The sequence below is a fragment of the Enterobacter sp. CPE_E1241 genome (genome assembly GCF_045618265.1).
In the GTDB taxonomy this organism is placed as follows: domain Bacteria; phylum Pseudomonadota; class Gammaproteobacteria; order Enterobacterales; family Enterobacteriaceae; genus Enterobacter; species Enterobacter adelaidei.
The window spans coordinates 1331104-1350692 of record NZ_JBIWYV010000001.1 but is presented as its reverse complement, the minus strand read 5'-3'; the positions used below and the strand labels follow the sequence as shown (position 1 = coordinate 1350692).

The following is a 19589-nucleotide window of genomic DNA, read 5'->3' as shown; positions in this document are numbered from 1 at the left end:
GTCCTTCTGATGCAAGGGTTAAATTGTACCGCAAACCTTTTCAATCAATTCCGCCGGGAACTGCATAGACTGCATGATGTGTTCAATCATGCTGCACTTGCGGCCCGTATTGGTATTGGTGATCACCCAGTACGGAGTGCCAGGGACATGTTTGGGTTTGGTTTGATTGCCATTTTGCAGCAGCGTTTGCTCGTCACCCGCGAAATAGACGCGAGTACGACCGTGCAGCGACTCGGTCGCTTCAGCAAACGCTTTGTTATCCAGTGAGTAGAGTGTAGACAGCACCAGCATAAAGCGGTTAACCGCCTTTTTTTGCTCCGCATATTCATCGGACAGCAGCAGCTCGCGCATCGCCCGCACTTTATCTTTTGCCGGTGTCACGGCAGGTTTTGCTTGTGCAACAACGCTCGGCTGAGACACGACATCTTTGGTAACTGGGGTGACAGGCTGTGAAGCGGCGGAAATTTTAAGCATGCGCCGTAAAATGTCGGACGCACTCTCCCCGATATGCCGCGTCTGGCTGGCAATATACTGATAGAGTTCGTCATCAACTTCGATTGTTTTCATCTTAATCCAGTGCGATATCTTATCTGAATACAAGTCATTGGGATTATAAGGTCAAATCCCAACAGCGGATAGCGTCAAACCAGGTTGGCGGCAAAAGTCAGATTAAACTGGAACCTTGCAGCCGGGCGGCAGAATGGTCAACATGATACCCTAACCTGACATACGTAAAAAAAGAACTTTGCCATGAAATTGAATACCCGAGCGCAAACTGCACAATCGCCGAACAATAATTCTCCCATCGTACTGGTTCACGGACTTTTTGGCAGCCTGGATAACCTGGGCGTGCTGGCGCGCGATCTGGTTAGCGATCACGACATTTTGCAAGTCGACATGCGCAATCACGGTCTTTCAGGGCGCTCAGAAGAGATGACCTACGCGGCAATGGCGCAGGATCTGCTGGATACGCTGGATGCCAACAACCTGCAAAAGGTCACCCTCATCGGGCATTCAATGGGCGGCAAAGCGGTAATGGCCCTGACGGCGCTGGCACCTGAGAGAATTCAGGGTCTGGTGGTAATCGATGTTGCTCCGGTGGATTACGACGTTCGACGCCATGACGAAATTTTCGCGGCGATCAACGCGGTAACAAAGGCAAGAGCCACGACTCGTCAACAAGCGGCTGCCGTCATGCGTGAGCATCTTGATGAAGAAGGTGTCGTGCAGTTCCTGCTGAAGTCATTTGTTGACGGACAATGGCGTTTTAACGTGCCGGTGCTCTGGGAGCAGTACAACAATATCGTAGGCTGGGAAACGGTACCTGTTTGGCCGCATCCTACCCTCTTTATCCGTGGCGGTAACTCGCCTTACGTCACCGACGCGTACCGCGACGCATTGCTGGCGCAATTCCCGCAGGCTCGCGCTCATGTTATCGCCGGGGCCGGACACTGGGTTCACGCGGAAAAACCTGACGCCGTATTGCGCGCCATTCGTCGCTATCTTGCTGATACTGCAAATTGATTAAAAAGAGAGCGACTGGAAGGCTGCAGGCTTCCAGTCGTTGGCGTGCCGTTTTTGGTGATGTATGATGGCGCGCTTATCGCCCGGGCATTAGCAGGGCGGCGTGTTTCCCCCGAAGTCTCAGAATCATGGCCAAAGAACAAACGGACCGTACGACACTAGATCTGTTCGCGAATGAGCGTCGCCCGGGACGACCGAAAACGAATCCGCTTTCGCGCGATGAACAGCTGCGTATCAATAAACGCAATCAGCTTAAACGCGATAAAAATCGTGGGCTTAAGCGTGTCGAACTGAAGCTCAACGCCGACGCCGTCGATGCGCTTAACGAGCTGGCTGACGCGCGAAATATCAGCCGCAGCGAACTCATTGAAGAGATGTTGCTCGTCCAGCTTGAGACGTTACGCAGCCAGGCATAAGTCTGAAAATCCCCTTTATCGCCCTTTTCATGTAGCACAGAGTGCAGTCCTGCGCGATAGCTGTTTCCGCAGGGTTGCCAGTTCTGCTATTATTGCCCTTATCCGTGGCCTAATTGCGCCACCATACTATTAAGTTTCAAGAGGTTATTTTACTCATGGCAATCATCGGCATTTTCTTCGGCAGTGATACCGGCAATACCGAAAATATCGCAAAAAACATTCAAAAACAGCTCGGTAAAGACGTTGCTGATGTGCATGACATCGCCAAGAGCAGCAAAGAAGATCTCGAAGGCTATGACATTCTGCTGCTGGGTATTCCAACCTGGTACTACGGTGAAGCCCAGTGTGACTGGGATGATTTCTTCCCGACGCTGGAAGAAGTTGATTTCAACGGCAAGCTGGTTGCCCTGTTTGGCTGTGGCGATCAGGAAGACTACGCAGAATATTTCTGTGATGCGCTGGGTACCATCCGCGACATCATTGAGCCAAATGGCGCGGTTATCGTAGGCCACTGGCCAACGGCGGGTTACCACTTCGAAGCCTCTAAAGGCCTGGCTGATGACGATCATTTCGTGGGTCTGGCCATCGACGAAGACCGCCAGCCTGAACTGACCGCAGAGCGTGTTGAGAAGTGGGTTAAGCAGATCCGTGAAGAACTGCACCTGGATGATATTCTGAACGCCTGATTTTTATCGTGGCGCAACTGCGGTTGCGCCACGCCCCAGGTCAAACCGATTAAATTAATTGCTACAATCTTTTAACTTTTTCGCCCAGACCTGTACAATGTCTCCCTGAAAAATGTGGTTTCCATTGAGCAAGTTTGTTGGTGATACCCCATTTTTATAAGCATATTTTGCCTGAGACTTGCTGTTTTCATTTAGACATGGCAGTTCTATAATGAGACGCATTATCCAAGGTGCATTTTCTGTCACTTCCTACAGAAGTGAATCGTTTAGCAACAGGACAGATTCCGCATGACTGACAACAATACCGCATTAAAGAAGGCTGGCCTGAAAGTTACGCTTCCTCGGTTAAAAATCCTTGAAGTGCTTCAGGGTCCAGACAATCACCATGTCAGTGCGGAAGACCTTTATAAACGTCTTATTGACATGGGCGAAGAAATTGGGCTCGCTACCGTCTATCGCGTGCTGAACCAGTTTGATGACGCGGGCATTGTTACCCGTCATAATTTCGAAGGCGGTAAATCTGTATTCGAACTGACCCAGCAACAGCACCACGATCACCTGATCTGCCTCGACTGTGGCAAGGTCATTGAATTTAGCGATGACTCCATCGAAGCGCGCCAGCGTGAAATCGCGGCTCGTCATGGCATCCGCCTGACCAACCACAGCCTGTACCTGTATGGTCACTGTGCTGAAGGTGATTGCCGCGAAGACGATCACGCGCACGACGCTAAATAACTCAAGCTTTCATACTCTGAGCCAGCCGCGAGGTTGGCTTTTTTTTTGCCTGTTATTTGACGCAAAAAAGCCCGGTAGCGCTGTGCTACCGGGCATGATGACAGAGAATTATTTGCTGTTGTTACTGCGAATCTCTTTCCAGATCTGGTCGCAACGCTTCGCCACTTCCTGATCGTTTCCGGTTTTACGTGCCTGAATACAGGCCTGGTAATCCATCACGCGAACGCTTTCCTGTGTGGCGAACTGCTCATGTGCCTTCTCTTTCTTCAGCACATTCAGCACGCTCTGACAGGCTTCGATCTTCTCCGGTGAACCTTCCGCTGTGTTAATGCAGGCGCTATACGCCTCTTTAAGACGCGAGTCCTCTTTCGGTGCCTGCTCCTGCGCACACCCCGCCAGCCCCGCAGCCAGCAACGCGACGATTACGATGTTTTTCATCATGTTCTGTCTCCATTAGAAGATAGTGAATGGAGCGATAACCATGAATTTCACGTCACGCTCATCCTGGAAGATGTTGCCGTAACCGCCTGCGTAGCTCGGAATGTCGGAGTGGTTGTCATACTGGGTGAAGTGCAGTTTGAACATCGTGCCTTTCGCGCGGCCGTCCTGCAGGGTGTAGATAGCATCCAGGCTGTAAGAAGACTCTTTCAGGCGATAGTTTGGATCGTAGTAAGCGTCCGGTGTAGCCATATCTGCAGGTTTTGCATCCCAGGCATAAGCGTAAGATGCACCCACCGCCCAGCCTGGCAGGTTCCAGTTTTTCAGATCATACATCGCGCCGAAGAACACCGCTTTTTCGCCGTCGGCGTTGAAGTCAGAGCGGTTATCCCACCAGATATCAAGACGACCGTTAGACGATGCATAGGTTGGGGTCATACGCTGCAGGAAGTACCCCTGCTGCCCTTCCGCTTTCACCCATGTGCCTTCCAGACGCAAATCAACCTGTCCGACTTTGTAGCCGAAGGTGAGTGCCTGCAACCACGCGGTGCCGTCATAGATATCATTGACGCCACCATTACTGACTTTGTCGCGCGTACCGTAGAACTGGTAGCTGGTGCTCAGCGGGCTACCCGCGATATCAAATTTATAGCTGGCCTTGGCAAAGTACTGATCGATGTAACCTTGAGCCTGGCCAAATGCCGCCTCAAGTACCAGGTCATTTTTAAAGTCGTATTTAGCACCCAGTGAATGGAGATAATCTACTTTGGTTTTCTTATCGTTCTGGTAGAACTTGTCCATTTCAATGTGCCATGGTGCTTTGTACTCGTTGGTCCACATATAGGAGAAGCTCAACGCACCTGCATCACCGTAATCAAAGTTGGCACCCGCTTCCGCGCCCTGGTAAGTACCCGGCATAAAGCTCCAGTGTGGTGCTAACAATGTCTGACCGGTTGGCTGAATATAACCACCGCGCGCCCATACCGGGCCGTATTTGAATTTCGCTGCTGCCTTATACAGGCTGATACCGCTTTTATCTCCGGACCAGTCTTCTTTATAGGCTTTATTACTGGAGGAGAATGCGATTTCGTTCGGGTGGGCGCTGTCGCCGTTTTCCGCCATTTCAATTGCCGTGAATGCAGCAATATCCAGACCGAACATATCGGCAGCATAACCAGACTGGAAATCCAGATTGGCGTTCCAGGTGGAGTGAGAAAGGTTGGTTTTGTATTTGTCTTCAGTGACGTCTTTACGGTCACGTTCACGCTGCCAGTAGTAAATCCCCCCCGTGAGGGTTGAATCATCAATAAAACCTGCTGCCTTCGCCTCTGGTGCAATCACCAGGCCCGACATTGCTGTCACACCGGCAATAGCCAGCGCCAGCGCACTACGTTTGCCACTGAACGTACGCATAGATTATTCCTCTTTGACGAATTAAAACGCCTTAAACGGCGAAAAATATAAAAGACCTAATGGTCAGGGGTAGTTAGAAATACCCTCGAATTAACTACCGCCTTTAGGTTATTTTTCGCGACGCGAATTATCAATGCTTTTCAGCGAGCAAAAGTCAGGATTATGACGAAGTGCACATAATTGGTAGTGATTTGTAACATCTGTGCCAATGCGAGGATTTACAGGGAATAACGCGTATTTTGAGGGAGTATCGACCGTTTATTCTGCGTATTTTTTGTCCTTAAGGCTATTCGTAAATATTGAAACTTTTTTTGAGTAAAATAAGTAGCACCTCATTGACCTCAATTTCACGAACATCTTATTTGCGCTGCGCCTTAATAGTCTGATCGTTAAATAAAAAAACGCCGCTTATCGCGGCGTTTGTCTCTCATTGACCAGAATGGCAATATTATTCGCCGATCTTAGCCCAGGTGTCACGCAGACCAACGGTACGGTTAAACACCGGTTTTTCCGCCGTGCTGTAACGGCTATCCAGGCAGAAGTAACCTTCGCGTTCGAACTGGAACGCTTTACCCGCTTCGGCCGCTTTTAAAGACGGCTCGGCATAACCCTGTTTAATTACCAGAGATTCCGGGTTGATCGTCGCCAGGAAGTCTTCGGCAGCACCAGGGTTAGGGACACTGAACAGACGATCGTACAGGCGAATTTCAACAGGCAGCGCGTGTGCAGCGCTTACCCAATGGATAACGCCTTTCACTTTACGGCCATCAGCCGGATCTTTGCTCAGGGTTTCAGCATCATAAGAACAGAAGATGGTGGTGATATTGCCTTCAGCATCTTTCTCTACGCGCTCAGCCTTGATGACGTAAGCATTACGCAGACGCACCTCTTTACCCAATACCAGACGCTTGTACTGCTTGTTCGCTTCTTCGCGGAAGTCAGCACGATCGATCCAGATTTCAGCGCTGAACGGTACGTCGCGGCTACCCATTTCCGGTTTATTCGGATGGTTAGGCATGGACACCAGCTCGCTTTCACCCTGCGGGTAGTTTTCGATAACCAGTTTCACTGGATCGATGACTGCCATTGCGCGCGGTGCGTTTTCGTTGAGATCTTCACGAATGCAGGATTCCAGAGACGCCATTTCAATGGTGTTATCCTGCTTAGTCACACCGATGCGTTTGCAGAACTCACGAATAGAAGCGGCGGTGTAACCACGACGACGCAGACCAGAGATGGTCGGCATACGCGGATCGTCCCAGCCTTCAACATGCTTGTCGGTCACCAGCAGGTTCAGCTTACGCTTGGACATCACGGTGTATTCCAGATTCAGACGAGAGAACTCGTACTGACGTGGATGCACAGGGATAGTGATGTTATCCAGTACCCAGTCGTACAGACGACGGTTGTCCTGGAACTCCAGCGTACACAGAGAGTGAGTAATGCCTTCCAGCGCATCGCTGATGCAGTGGGTGAAGTCGTACATCGGGTAGATGCACCACTTGTTACCCGTCTGGTGGTGTTCCGCAAACTTAATGCGGTACAGCACCGGGTCACGCATCACGATGAACGGAGATGCCATGTCAATTTTGGCACGCAGACAGGCTTTGCCTTCTTCGAAGCCACCGGCACGCATTTTTTCAAACAGCGCCAGGTTCTCTTCCACGCTGCGATCGCGGTACGGGCTGTTTTTGCCCGGCGCGGTCAGCGAGCCGCGGTATTCACGGATCTCATCGGCAGACAGCTCGTCGACGTACGCGAGACCTTTGTTAATCAGCTCTACCGCATAGGCATACAGCTGATCAAAATAGTCAGAGGAGTAGCAGATGTCGCCAGACCAGTTAAAGCCTAGCCATTGCACGTCGTTCTTGATGGACTCAACGTATTCGATGTCTTCTTTTACTGGGTTGGTGTCATCGAAACGCAGGTTGCACTGCCCCTGGTAGTCCTGGGCAATGCCAAAGTTCAGGCAGATAGATTTCGCGTGACCAATATGCAGGTAACCGTTCGGCTCCGGCGGGAAACGCGTATGAATTGTGGTGTGCTTACCACTGGCCAGATCTTCATCGATGATCTGACGAATAAAGTTACTCGGGCGGGCTTCTGCCTCACTCATCGTGGATTCCTCAAAGCGTAAACAACGTATAACGGCATATGATCTTATAAGCCGGACGTAGTGACAACCCTTAAAACGGCTCTGAAGAAAATAATGGGGGCATTTGCTGCAAAAAAAAGCGGCGAGGGATATCCCCCGCCGCTTAAGGCATGACTCTACTCAGGAGCGATTACTTGCCTTTAATCTCATACAGTGGCGTTTGACCCGCAACCACTTGACCTTTCGCCTGAATGACCAGGCCACTAAAGTCATCAATGTTGCTGCAAACGACCGGACTAATCATTGAGCGCGCGTTGGCGTTCAGGAAGTCCAGATCCATTTCCAGGATTGGCTGCCCTGCGACCACTTCAGCACCCTCTTCCACCAGGCGAGTAAAGCCCTGGCCGTTCAGCGCAACGGTATCAATACCCATGTGGACAACGATCTCAGCACCATTCTCGGTTTCGAGGCAGAACGCATGGTTGGTATTGAAGATTTTTACGATGGTACCGGCTGCTGGTGACACCACGGTTTTTTCCGTTGGTTTTACCGCGACACCGTCACCGACCGCTTTGCTGGCGAAGGCTTCGTCAGGCACCTGCTCAATGGCAACGACTTCACCCGTCACTGGGGAAACCAGTGCGGCAATCGTTTTAGCATTTGGTACTGCCTGCGGTTTTGCGGCAGCTGGCGCAGCGGCTGGAGCTGCAGACGTTTCCGCTGCGGCTACCGGACCTGTCGTTTTCATGGCATTGGCAATTTTTTCCGCCACGAACCCAACGATAATCTGCACGCTGGTTTTGTTCAGACGGATAACACCGGATGCACCCAGGCGTTTAGCCAGCGCTTCGTTCACCAGAGAAGAGTCTTTTACGTTCAGACGCAGACGGGTGATACATGCGTCGATACCGGTCAGGTTGTCAGAACCGCCGACAGCGGCGATGTACTGACGCGCCAGACCTGCAACATCCTGGTCTTTGTCCGCGCTCACATTCACGTCCTGACCATCCGCTTCGCTACCGGCAACAGCCAGTTCACGACCTGGGGTCATCAGGTTGAATTTGGTGATAGTGAAACGGAACACCACGTAGTAGATAGCAAAGAACACCAGACCCTGTGGGATCAGCATCCACCAGTGGGTTGCCAGCGGGTTACGGGAAGAAAGCACCATATCCACCAGACCCGCACTGAAGCCGAAACCGGCAATCCACTGCATACTTGCGGCGATGAACACAGAGATACCGGTCAGGACAGCGTGGATCACATACAGCACAGGAGCCACGAACATGAAGGAGAATTCCAGCGGTTCAGTGATACCGGTGAAGAAGGCTGCAAATGCACCCGCCATCATGATACCCAGGACTTTCGCTTTGTTCTCTGGACGTGCGCAGTGGTAGATAGCCAGCGCTGCACCTGGCAGGCCGAACATCATGATTGGGAAGAAGCCCGCCTGGTAACGACCAGTGATACCGACAACCGCTTTACCTGCTTCGATGGACTGTGCGCCACCCAGGAAGTTAGGAATATCGTTAATACCGGCAACATCGAACCAGAATACGGAGTTCAGCGCGTGGTGCAGACCGACCGGGATCAGCAGACGGTTGAAGAACGCGTATACGCCCGCACCGACGGAACCCAGCTTCTGAATGTGCTCACCAAAGTTCACCAGACCGTCAAAGATAACCGGCCAGATGTACATCATGATGAATGCAACAACGATCATCAGGAAGGAAGTCAGAATAGGCACCAGACGACGACCGCTGAAGAAGGACAGCGCTTTTGGCAGCTCTACGCCGCTGAAGCGGTTGTACAGTTCAGCAGAGATGATACCGACGAGGATACCAACGAACTGGTTTTCAATTTTCCCGAATGCGGCAGGAACTTGATCCGCTGGGATTTTTTGAATCATAGACACCGCTGCTGGGGAGCAGAGGGTAGTTAATACCAGGAAACCGACAAAGCCGGTCAGCGCCGCTGCGCCGTCTTTATCTTTGGACATACCATAAGCCACACCAATCGCGAACAGGACTGACATGTGATCGATAATGGCGGAGCCCGATTTAATAAACAATGCCGCCAGAGCGTTATCGCCGCCCCAACTTACCGGGTCAATCCAGTAACCGACACCCATTAATATCGCTGCGGCTGGCAGCGTGGCGACCGGCACCATAAGTGCGCGACCAACCTTTTGTAAATAACCTAGAATACTCACTTTCTTCCCCCTATGAGACCCCGTTTAAGGCATGTTCTCAGCTCTGTTTTTTATTGTGTCACGAACTATAAATACAGTTGATGATTCACTGGCATTGTGAGTGTGTGAAAAATTAATTCGTATCGCAAATTAAACACGTATTTTTTGTGATTTTTGTCACCAAATATCGTTATTAACCCTCCCTTATGCTGGCTAACTGCGAAAACTTATTTTATCATTCAAAAAATCAAGACGGATTGATCCGGCCTGAAAGATTCCAGGTTACGCTTAATTCAGGTTCCGATAGCCATCCGCCCACTCTTCTACTTTAACTCTTGAGGTGAACAATGAGACTGATTCCCCTGGCAACTGCTGAACAAGTTGGTAAATGGGCCGCTCGCCATATCGTTAACCGTATTAACGCATTCAAACCTACTGCCGATCGTCCTTTCGTTCTTGGTCTTCCGACTGGTGGCACACCCCTGACCGCGTATAAGGCACTGGTTGAGATGCATAAAGCAGGCCAGGTTAGCTTTAAACATGTTGTGACCTTCAATATGGACGAATATGTTGGCTTACCGAAGGATCACCCGGAAAGCTACCATAGCTTTATGCACCGCAACTTCTTTGATCACGTTGATATTCCATCTGAAAATATTAACCTGCTGAATGGAAACGCGCCTGATATTGACGCAGAATGTCGTCAGTATGAAGAAAAAATCCGTTCCTACGGTAAAATCCACCTGTTTATGGGTGGTGTAGGTAATGATGGTCATATCGCGTTTAACGAACCTGCGTCTTCTCTGGCTTCCCGCACCCGTATTAAAACGCTGACCCATGACACACGCGTGGCAAACTCCCGCTTCTTTGACGGTGACGTTAACCAGGTTCCAAAATACGCCCTGACCGTAGGTGTAGGCACCCTTTTGGATGCCGAAGAAGTGATGATTCTGGTCCTAGGCGGCGTGAAAGCACAGGCGCTCCAGGCTGCCGTTGAAGGCAACGTTAACCACATGTGGACCATCAGCTGCCTGCAGCTGCATCCGAAATCAGTCATCGTTTGTGACGAACCGTCCACGATGGAGCTGAAAGTGAAAACGCTGAAATACTTCAACGAATTAGAAGCAGAGAACATCAAAGGTCTGTAATTGAATAACCGCCTCTTCATCAAGAGGCGGCCGCTTTTTTTAACCGGGGGTCGTTATGTACGCTTTAACCCACGGTCGGATTTATACCGGCCATGATATTCTGGATGACCATGCGATTGTTATCGCTAATGGCCTGATTGAACGTGTTTGCCCGCTGGCAGAACTGCCGCCGGAGATTGAACAGCGCTCACTCAATGGAGCAGTAATCTCCCCCGGTTTCATCGACGTACAGCTCAACGGCTGTGGCGGTGTGCAATTCAATGACACTGCGGATGCGGTGACGGTAGAAACGCTGGAGATCATGCAAAAAGCCAACGAGAATTCGGGCTGCACCAGCTATCTGCCAACGCTCATCACCAGCAGTGATGACCTTATGAAACAGGGCATCCGCGTGATGCGTGAATACCTGGCAAAACACCCGAATCAGGCGCTGGGTCTGCACCTTGAAGGGCCATGGCTGAATATGGTCAAAAAAGGGACGCATAACCCGAATTACGTGCGTAAACCTGATGCGGAGCTGGTTGACTACATGTGTGCTAACGCCGATGTGATCACCAAAGTGACGCTGGCGCCTGAAATGACAGGTACGGATGTCATCAGCAAACTGGCTGCCGCAGGGATTATCGTTTCAGCGGGTCACTCAAACGCGACGCTGAAAGAAGCGAAAGCCGGTTTCCGCGCGGGCATTACCTTCGCCACGCACCTCTACAACGCAATGCCGTATATAACCGGTCGTGAACCGGGTCTGGTCGGAGCGATTCTGGATGAGCCAGACGTCTACTGCGGTATTATTGCTGACGGCTTACATGTCGATTACACCAACATTCGTAATGCCAAGCGGCTGAAAGGTGACAAGCTTTGTCTGGTCACCGATGCCACCGCGCCAGCAGGTGCAAATATTGAGCAGTTCATTTTTGCCGGTAAAACAATATACTACCGCAATGGACTGTGTGTGGATGAGAACGGCACGCTGAGTGGTTCTGCCCTGACCATGATTGAAGGGGTACGCAACCTGGTTGAGCATTGCGGTATTGCCCTCGATGAAGTGCTGCGTATGGCGACGCTTTATCCGGCGCGCGCAATGGGCGTCGATAAACAGCTTGGCGGAATTGCACCAGGTATGGTTGCAAACCTGACGGCATTCACACACGATTATAAAATTATTAAGACCATCGTTAATGGTAACGAGGTCGTCACTGAGTAAGTAAAAGTATGACACCAGGCGGACAAGCTCAAATAGGTAATGTCGATCTCGTTAAACAACTTAACAGTGCGGCGGTTTATCGTCTGATTGACCAGCACGGGCCTATCTCGCGAATTCAGATAGCCGAACAAAGCCAGCTTGCTCCCGCCAGCGTGACAAAAATTACCCGCCAGCTCATCGAGCGCGGTTTGATCAAAGAAGTCGATCAACAGGCCTCCACCGGAGGCCGCCGCGCTATCTCTATTATTACCGAAACCCGTAATTTTCAGGCCATTGGCGTCCGCCTTGGCCGTCATGACACCACGCTTACGCTCTACGATCTGAGCAGCAAAGCCATTGCGGAAGAGCACTACCCCCTTCCTGAACGCACTCAGGAGACCCTGGAACACGCGCTGCTGAATACCATCGCGCAGTTTATTGAAAGCTGTCAGCGTAAAATCCGTGAACTCATCGCCATCTCCGTGATTCTGCCTGGTCTGGTCGACCCGGAAAGCGGCGTGATCCGTTATATGCCGCACATTCAGGTTGAAAACTGGGGGTTGGTCGATGCGCTGGAAAAGCGCTTTAAAGTGACCTGTTTTGTAGGCCATGACATTCGCTCTCTGGCGCTGGCGGAGCACTATTTTGGTGCCAGTCAGGACTGCGAAGACTCTATTCTGGTGCGCGTTCACCGCGGTACAGGTGCAGGCATTATCTCTAACGGGCGTATTTTTATTGGTCGCAACGGTAATGTCGGCGAGATCGGCCATATTCAGGTCGAGCCGCTTGGCGAACGTTGCCACTGCGGAAACTTTGGTTGTCTTGAGACCATTGCCGCCAATACGGCCATTGAGCAGCGTGTTCGCCATTTGCTTGAGCAGGGTTATCAAAGCCGCGTCACGCTGGACGATTGCAAGATAGGAACTATCTGTAAAGCCGCCAATAAAGGCGACGCGCTGGCCTGTGAGGTGATCGAGCAGGTTGGACGTCATCTGGGCAAAACCATTGCTATCGCGATTAACCTGTTTAACCCGCAAAAAGTGGTGATCGCCGGTGAAATTGTTGAAGCGGAAAAGGTACTGCTGCCCGCCATTGAAGGCTGTATTAATACCCAGGCGCTGAAAGCATTCCGCCAGAATCTCCCGGTTGTTCGTTCAAAGCTTGACCATCGTTCAGCGATTGGTGCATTCGCGCTGGTAAAACGTGCGATGCTCAACGGCATTCTGTTGCAGCATTTGCTGGAAAGTTGATCGAACCTTATAGTAACGCCTTCTTTTTTTGATGTCGGACTGTCCATGACCATTAAGAATGTAATTTGTGATATCGACGGCGTGCTGATGCACGACAACGTTGCTGTGCCGGGTGCTGCGGAGTTTCTTCACCGCATCATCGACAAAGGAATGCCTCTGGTTCTTCTCACGAACTACCCTTCTCAGACCGGTCAGGATCTGGCGAACCGCTTTGCCACAGCCGGTGTCGACGTGCCGGACAGCGTGTTTTATACCTCGGCGATGGCAACGGCTGATTTTCTGAAACGTCAGGAAGGAAAAAAAGCCTACGTGGTCGGTGAAGGTGCGCTGATCCATGAGCTGTACAAAGCCGGTTTTACCATCACCGATGTGAACCCGGACTTTGTGATCGTGGGTGAAACGCGCTCCTTTAACTGGGAGATGATGCATAAAGCGGCATACTTTGTCGCCAGCGGCGCGCGCTTTATCGCCACCAACCCGGATACGCACGGCCGTGGCTTTTATCCGGCATGTGGTGCGCTCTGCGCCGGTATCGAGAAAATCTCTGGTCGTCAGCCGTTTGTGGTCGGGAAACCTAGCCCGTGGATCATCCGTGCCGCACTGAACAAAATGCAGGCTCACTCTGAAGAAACCGTCATTGTCGGCGACAACCTCCGTACCGATATTCTGGCCGGTTTCCAGGCGGGTCTTGAAACTATTCTGGTGCTCTCTGGCGTCTCTCAGCTTGATGACATTGATTCGATGCCGTTCCGGCCGAGCTGGATTTACCCCTCCGTTGATGAAATTGACATTATCTGATACCAAACCACGCCTCAGGGCGTGGTTTTTCATTTTCAGCCCAGCCAAATAAAAACCCATCTAACAAAAACCACGTTTTATTGAATAATCATCAATAAAAGCATGCATGACATACTCGTTTTTCACTATTCAGCAATTACCATTGCACTATTTCCGTTTTAGCCCGTAAAACGCTTGCGCCCCCAGTCCCTTTGCGGCATTTTCATAAGCAAGCAACATCACAATGCAACAGGGTTAACGGAGAAGGTTATGTGTTCTATTTTTGGCGTACTGGATATTAAAACTGACGCGGGCGAACTGCGTAAAAAAGCACTCGAATTGTCCCGCCTGATGCGCCATCGCGGCCCGGACTGGTCCGGCGTTTACGCCAGCGATAAAGCTATTCTGGCTCACGAACGTCTGTCGATCGTAGACGTCAACGCTGGTGCTCAGCCGCTGTATAACGAGAAAAAAACGCACGCGCTGGCTGTCAACGGTGAAATCTACAACCATCAGGCACTGCGTGCCGAGTACGGCGACCGCTACGCGTTCCAGACCGGTTCTGACTGTGAAGTGATCCTCGCGCTGTATCAGGAGAAAGGCCCGGCGTTCCTGGACGACCTGCAGGGCATGTTTGCCTTCGCACTGTACGACAGCGAAAAAGACGCTTACCTGATTGGCCGTGATCACATTGGTATTATTCCCCTGTACATGGGTCACGATGAACACGGCAACTTCTATGTTGCCTCTGAAATGAAAGCCCTGGTACCGGTTTGCCGCACCATTAAAGAGTTCCCTGCAGGTAGCTACCTGTGGAGCAAAGACGGCGAGATCCGTCAGTATTATCAGCGCGATTGGTTCGACTATGATGCGGTAAAAAACAACGTCACGGACAAAGCCGAGCTGCGTCAGGCGCTGGAAGACTCCGTTAAAAGCCACCTGATGTCAGACGTGCCGTACGGCGTGCTGCTCTCCGGCGGCCTGGATTCTTCCGTGATCTCCGCGATCACCAAGAAATTTGCCGCCCGTCGCGTGGAAGATCAGGAACGCTCTGAAGCCTGGTGGCCACAGCTGCACTCCTTTGCCGTGGGCCTGGAAGGCGCGCCGGATCTGAAAGCCGCACAGGAAGTGGCAAACCATCTTGGTACCGTGCACCACGAAATTCATTTCACCGTGCAGGAAGGTCTGGATGCGATCCGCGATGTTATCTATCACATCGAAACTTATGATGTGACGACCATCCGCGCCTCTACGCCTATGTATCTGATGTCCCGTAAGATCAAAGCGATGGGCATTAAGATGGTGCTGTCTGGCGAAGGTTCTGACGAAGTATTCGGTGGCTACCTGTATTTCCACAAAGCGCCGAATGCCAAAGAGTTGCATGAAGAGACAGTGCGCAAACTTCAGGCGCTGCATATGTTTGACTGTGCGCGTGCCAACAAAGCGATGTCGGCCTGGGGTGTGGAAGCGCGTGTTCCGTTCCTGGATAAGAAATTCCTCGACGTCGCGATGCGTATCAACCCGCAGGACAAGATGTGCGGCAACGGCAAAATGGAAAAACATATCCTGCGTGAATGTTTTGAATCCTACCTGCCGGCAAGCGTGGCGTGGCGTCAGAAAGAGCAGTTCTCTGACGGTGTAGGTTACAGCTGGATCGACACCCTGAAAGAGGTGGCGGCAAAACAGGTTTCCGACCAACAACTGGAAACAGCGAGCTTCCGCTTCCCGTACAACACGCCGGGTTCCAAAGAAGCCTATCTGTACCGTGAAATTTTTGAAGAACTGTTCCCGGTTCCAAGTGCTGCGGAATGTGTGCCGGGTGGCCCGTCCGTCGCCTGCTCTTCAGCAAAAGCGATTGAATGGGATGAATCGTTCAAATCCATGAACGATCCATCAGGACGCGCAGTAGGCGTTCACCAGTCAGCCTACAAATAATCGCTCAGATCGCAATCAGGCCCCTCAGGGGCCTGATTTTTTTGCCTCACATTTCACCACCTAAATCTGATTAATAACCAATAATTGCCGAATATTCGGTCACGCTGTTCGCAACCTAACCAAACAGTCACATTCCGGCCATTTTCGTTGAAAAAGGTGTTGACGCTGCAAGGGTCTATACGCATAATGCGCCCCGCAACGCCGATAAGGTAACGCGAAAAAAAGATGGCTACGTAGCTCAGTTGGTTAGAGCACATCACTCATAATGATGGGGTCACAGGTTCGAATCCCGTCGTAGCCACCATCTTTTTTTGCGGGAGTGGCGAAATTGGTAGACGCACCAGATTTAGGTTCTGGCGCCGCAAGGTGTGCGAGTTCAAGTCTCGCCTCCCGCACCATTCCCAGGTAAGCGTTGCACGGATGGGGTATCGCCAAGCGGTAAGGCACCGGTTTTTGATACCGGCATTCCCTGGTTCGAATCCAGGTACCCCAGCCATATTTCTTCGATTTTGCGGTTCTCCGCGGTATTGGGGTATCGCCAAGCGGTAAGGCACCGGTTTTTGATACCGGCATTCCCTGGTTCGAATCCAGGTACCCCAGCCATCGAAGATTGCAGTACTGGCTACGTAGCTCAGTTGGTTAGAGCACATCACTCATAATGATGGGGTCACAGGTTCGAATCCCGTCGTAGCCACCATATTTAGATTGTCGATTTTTCGGTAATCAAGACAAATTGTTGGGGTATCGCCAAGCGGTAAGGCACCGGATTCTGATTCCGGCATTCCGAGGTTCGAATCCTCGTACCCCAGCCAATTTAAAAAAGTCGTTAAACACTGTTTAACGCAATTGGGGTGTCGCCAAGCGGTAAGGCTCTGGTTTCTGATACCAGCATTCCGGGGTTCGAATCCCTGCACCCCAGCCACTTAGTAACGAAAAAGCCCGCTCTGCGGGCTTTTTTTTTTTTGTTGTCAGTGCGGCCTGGCTCCCTCACCCAACCCTCTCCCACGGGGAGAGGGAATAAAGTTTAGAGTCCGAGGGCGTATTTCAACGCCTGACGCTTCAGACCTCCGGCACGCTCAGCCGCCATCAATCCAATATTACGCAGAATACGCACCGGCCCTACGTCATTGCTGAACCCGGCATAGAACAGATCCATCCCTGACTGCATGATGAAGTTATCCGCCATACGCCGCGTCTGGTAACGCTTCAGTACCTGATGGCTTGACCAGTCCTCCGCATGCCCGCGTGCACTACCCAGCACATCCAGTAATGCATCAACATCACGATACCCCAGGTTTACCCCCTGCCCTGCCAGCGGGTGAATGGTGTGTGCCGCATCTCCTACCAGAGCCAGCCCTTCGCGGGCGTATTGCAACGCGTGTCGACGAGTCAGCGGGAATGCTCCTGCCGCAACCGGCGTCACATATCCCAGTCGGCTCGGGAAGTGGCGCATAATTTCGTCTTGCAGTTGCGCCATCGAAAGCCCCTGTAACTGACGAATACGCGCCGGTTTGTCGTACCACACCAGCGATGCCCAGTTATCGAACAACGGTAAAAACGCGTGCGGACCATTCGGCGTAAAGTGCTGCCAGGTGCTCTCTCCTGGCGCATTCTCACACTGGACAGTAATCAACATACAAGACTGTTGATACTGCCAGGCATGAACCCCAATCCCCGCCATCTCTCTGACCTGAGAGTTGGCGCCATCAGCGCCCACCACCAGCTTCACGGCTAATTCATCATCATTATCAAGCGTCAGGCGATATCCGTTGTCATGACGATGCAAGGCTTTGAGTGACGATGGGACACGCAGCGTCACCTTCGGGTGTGCCTCCAGCGCCTGCCAGAGCGCCTGCTGGAGGACGTTGTTTTCCACCATATAGCCCAGACGGGGCAGCTTGAGTTCAGCGGCATCAAACGCGACGTGGGCATTTTCCCACTCCCACGTTTCGAGGCGGCTGTAAGGGTGAGCACGCATCGTCAGCACCGCGTCCCAAACGCCCAGCCCGCGCAGTAGATCAACTGAGGCGGCACTGATCGCAGAAATACGCACATCCGGCTTTGCCGTCGGGTCAAACGTAGCAGGAGCAGCCTGCTCGATAACCGTCACCTCAAATCCCTGCTGCGCCAGCCCCAGCGCCAGTGCGCCGCCGACCATACCGCCGCCGACAACGGCGATTTCGGTTTGTTGGAGTGTCATGGTCAATTTTCCTTATTGCAGAATCCCTTAAGTTTACCGGATTTTTGGGGTCAGGAGGTTGACAACCTTCATACTGGTCACAACCGCACCAAAGCATTACAATACGCGGCTTGCAATCCTGAGCTGAGCAAGTCGATGACTAAAAAACTCCATATAAAAACCTGGGGCTGTCAGATGAACGAATACGATTCATCCAAGATGGCCGATCTGCTGGATACAACCCACGGATACCAGCTGACTGAAAATGCGAAAGAAGCCGATGTGCTGCTGCTAAACACCTGTTCTATTCGTGAAAAAGCGCAGGAAAAAGTCTTTCATGTGTTAGGTCGCTGGAAACTTCTCAAACGAAAAAATCCGGACCTGATCATTGGTGTTGGCGGTTGTGTTGCGTCGCAGGAAGGGAAACTGATCCGCCAGAGAGCCCCGTATGTGGATATTGTCTTTGGCCCTCAGACCCTGCACCGCCTGCCTGAGATGATCAATCAGGTTCGCGGCAATCGTAGCCCGGTTGTTGACGTCAGCTTCCCGGAGATTGAAAAATTTGACCGTCTGCCAGAGCCGCGCGCGGATGGCCCGACCGCTTTTGTCTCAATCATGGAAGGCTGCAACAAATACTGCACTTACTGCGTGGTGCCTTACACGCGCGGTGAAGAGGTCAGCCGTCCGGCGGATGACATTTTGTTTGAAATCGCGCAGCTTGCCGCGCAGGGCGTACGCGAAGTGAACCTGCTGGGCCAGAACGTTAACGCCTGGCGCGGCGAGAACTATGACGGCAGCACCGGCAGCTTTGCTGAACTGCTGCGTCTGGTGGCCGCGATTGACGGTATCGACCGCATTCGCTTCACCACCAGCCACCCGATGGAATTTACCGATGACATCATCGATGTTTATCGCGACACGCCGGAACTGGTGAGCTTCCTGCACCTGCCGATTCAGTGTGGTTCTGACCGTGTGCTGACCCTGATGGGGCGCCCGCATACGGTTCTGGAGTACAAATCCACCATCCGTAAACTGCGTGAAGCCCGTCCTGATATCCAGATTAGCTCGGACTTTATCGTCGGCTTCCCAGGCGAAACTGCCGACGACTTTGAGCGCACCATGAAGCTCATCGGCGACGTGAATTTTGACGTTAGCTACAGCTTCATCTTCTCTGCACGTCCTGGAACCCCTGCGGCAGATATGGTTGACGATGTGCCGGAAGAAGAGAAAAAGCAGCGTCTGTATATTCTGCAGGAGCGTATCAACCAGCAGGCCAATGCCTGGAGCCGTCGTATGCTTGGTACTGTCCAGCGTATTCTGGTTGAAGGCACCTCGCGCAAGAGCATTATGGAACTCTCCGGTCGTACCGAAAATAACCGCGTGGTGAACTTCGAAGGCACCCCGGATATGATCGGTAAGTTCGTGGACGTCGAGATTGTGGAAGTGTTGACCAACTCGCTGCGAGCGAAGGTGGTACGTACCGAGGATGAAATGGGTCTGCGCATTGCAGAATCTCCGGAATCCGTCATTTCCCGAACCCGAAAAGAAAACGATTCTGGCGTGGGTATCTATCAGCCGTAATGCGTCCAGGCCTGCCTTTCTGGCAGGCCTTGTAATTC

At 51.8% G+C, this 19589-nt stretch carries 16 protein-coding genes and 7 tRNA genes; 17 read left to right on the top strand and 6 right to left on the bottom strand.

The window, feature by feature from the left end; genetic code table 11:
- Positions 1 to 18 precede the first annotated feature (18 nt).
- Positions 19 to 567, bottom strand: a complete 549-nt coding sequence (seqA, locus tag ACJ9Y9_RS06515) for a replication initiation negative regulator SeqA (protein WP_028019453.1) — start codon at positions 565 to 567, stop codon at positions 19 to 21.
- Between the two features lie 183 nt (positions 568 to 750).
- On the opposite strand from seqA, the gene ybfF reads away from it, so the two are divergent.
- The 4 genes from ybfF (at position 751) to fur (ending at position 3361) form a co-directional block, all read left to right on the top strand.
- Positions 751 to 1524 carry an esterase gene (ybfF, locus tag ACJ9Y9_RS06510; RefSeq protein ID WP_028019454.1) on the top strand — a complete coding sequence of 258 codons (774 nt, stop codon included), beginning with the start codon at positions 751 to 753 and terminating at the stop codon, positions 1522 to 1524.
- Positions 1525 to 1652: 128 nt separating this feature from the next.
- The gene (ybfE, locus tag ACJ9Y9_RS06505; protein WP_028019455.1) at positions 1653 to 1940 is read left to right on the top strand and encodes a LexA regulated protein; all 288 of its coding nucleotides are present in this window, start codon (positions 1653 to 1655) and stop codon (positions 1938 to 1940) included.
- A gap of 155 nt (positions 1941 to 2095) precedes the next feature.
- On the top strand, positions 2096 to 2626 hold the full coding sequence (gene fldA / locus ACJ9Y9_RS06500; protein WP_008501067.1) for a flavodoxin FldA: 531 nt from the start codon (positions 2096 to 2098) through the stop codon (positions 2624 to 2626).
- Between the two features lie 288 nt (positions 2627 to 2914).
- Positions 2915 to 3361, top strand: a complete 447-nt coding sequence (gene fur / locus ACJ9Y9_RS06495) for a ferric iron uptake transcriptional regulator (protein WP_014169146.1) — start codon at positions 2915 to 2917, stop codon at positions 3359 to 3361.
- A 108-nt stretch (positions 3362 to 3469) separates the two neighbouring features.
- On the opposite strand, the gene chiQ is transcribed toward fur, so the two are convergent.
- The 4 genes from chiQ to nagE all read right to left on the bottom strand — a co-directional run bounded on the left by chiQ (position 3470) and on the right by nagE (position 9519).
- Entirely contained in the window at positions 3470 to 3799 is a 330-nt protein-coding gene (chiQ, locus tag ACJ9Y9_RS06490; RefSeq protein ID WP_028019456.1) for a ChiQ/YbfN family lipoprotein, read from the bottom strand.
- Between the two features lie 15 nt (positions 3800 to 3814).
- The gene (gene chiP, locus ACJ9Y9_RS06485; protein ID WP_028019457.1) at positions 3815 to 5212 is read right to left on the bottom strand and encodes a chitoporin ChiP; all 1398 of its coding nucleotides are present in this window, start codon (positions 5210 to 5212) and stop codon (positions 3815 to 3817) included.
- 448 nt (positions 5213 to 5660) lie between these two features.
- Positions 5661 to 7328, bottom strand: a complete 1668-nt coding sequence (gene glnS, locus ACJ9Y9_RS06480) for a glutamine--tRNA ligase (protein WP_028019458.1) — start codon at positions 7326 to 7328, stop codon at positions 5661 to 5663.
- 169 nt (positions 7329 to 7497) lie between these two features.
- Positions 7498 to 9519 (bottom strand): N-acetylglucosamine-specific PTS transporter subunit IIBC, encoded by a 2022-nt coding sequence (gene nagE, locus ACJ9Y9_RS06475; RefSeq protein WP_028021393.1) that lies wholly within the window; start codon positions 9517 to 9519, stop codon positions 7498 to 7500.
- Positions 9520 to 9845: 326 nt separating this feature from the next.
- On the opposite strand from nagE, the gene nagB reads away from it, so the two are divergent.
- The 12 genes from nagB to ACJ9Y9_RS06415 all read left to right on the top strand — a co-directional run bounded on the left by nagB (position 9846) and on the right by ACJ9Y9_RS06415 (position 16713).
- Entirely contained in the window at positions 9846 to 10646 is an 801-nt protein-coding gene (gene nagB / locus ACJ9Y9_RS06470) for a glucosamine-6-phosphate deaminase (RefSeq protein ID WP_023310765.1), read from the top strand.
- A gap of 55 nt (positions 10647 to 10701) precedes the next feature.
- Positions 10702 to 11850 (top strand): N-acetylglucosamine-6-phosphate deacetylase, encoded by a 1149-nt coding sequence (gene nagA, locus ACJ9Y9_RS06465; RefSeq protein ID WP_028019460.1) that lies wholly within the window; start codon positions 10702 to 10704, stop codon positions 11848 to 11850.
- Between the two features lie 8 nt (positions 11851 to 11858).
- Entirely contained in the window at positions 11859 to 13079 is a 1221-nt protein-coding gene (locus tag ACJ9Y9_RS06460; protein WP_021242995.1) for an N-acetylglucosamine repressor, read from the top strand.
- 45 nt (positions 13080 to 13124) lie between these two features.
- Positions 13125 to 13877: a ribonucleotide monophosphatase NagD gene (nagD, locus tag ACJ9Y9_RS06455; protein WP_023310763.1), complete on the top strand. Its 753-nt coding sequence runs from the start codon at positions 13125 to 13127 to the stop codon at positions 13875 to 13877.
- Positions 13878 to 14126: 249 nt separating this feature from the next.
- Positions 14127 to 15791: an asparagine synthase B gene (asnB, locus tag ACJ9Y9_RS06450; protein ID WP_028019461.1), complete on the top strand. Its 1665-nt coding sequence runs from the start codon at positions 14127 to 14129 to the stop codon at positions 15789 to 15791.
- Between the two features lie 227 nt (positions 15792 to 16018).
- Positions 16019 to 16095 (top strand) — tRNA-Met (locus tag ACJ9Y9_RS06445).
- Positions 16096 to 16104: 9 nt separating this feature from the next.
- Positions 16105 to 16189: transfer RNA gene (locus tag ACJ9Y9_RS06440), tRNA-Leu, on the top strand.
- Between the two features lie 23 nt (positions 16190 to 16212).
- Positions 16213 to 16287: transfer RNA gene (locus ACJ9Y9_RS06435), tRNA-Gln, on the top strand.
- Between the two features lie 32 nt (positions 16288 to 16319).
- A tRNA-Gln gene (locus tag ACJ9Y9_RS06430) sits at positions 16320 to 16394 on the top strand.
- A 17-nt stretch (positions 16395 to 16411) separates the two neighbouring features.
- A tRNA-Met gene (locus ACJ9Y9_RS06425) sits at positions 16412 to 16488 on the top strand.
- A 40-nt stretch (positions 16489 to 16528) separates the two neighbouring features.
- A tRNA-Gln gene (locus tag ACJ9Y9_RS06420) sits at positions 16529 to 16603 on the top strand.
- Positions 16604 to 16638: 35 nt separating this feature from the next.
- Positions 16639 to 16713: transfer RNA gene (locus tag ACJ9Y9_RS06415), tRNA-Gln, on the top strand.
- A 102-nt stretch (positions 16714 to 16815) separates the two neighbouring features.
- Here ACJ9Y9_RS06415 and ubiF read toward each other — a convergent pair.
- Positions 16816 to 17991: a 3-demethoxyubiquinol 3-hydroxylase gene (gene ubiF / locus ACJ9Y9_RS06410; protein ID WP_028019462.1), complete on the bottom strand. Its 1176-nt coding sequence runs from the start codon at positions 17989 to 17991 to the stop codon at positions 16816 to 16818.
- 135 nt (positions 17992 to 18126) lie between these two features.
- Here ubiF and miaB point away from each other — a divergent pair, with 135 nt between their 5' ends.
- Entirely contained in the window at positions 18127 to 19551 is a 1425-nt protein-coding gene (gene miaB / locus ACJ9Y9_RS06405; protein WP_028021394.1) for a tRNA (N6-isopentenyl adenosine(37)-C2)-methylthiotransferase MiaB, read from the top strand.
- The last annotated feature ends 38 nt before the right edge of the window (positions 19552 to 19589 follow it).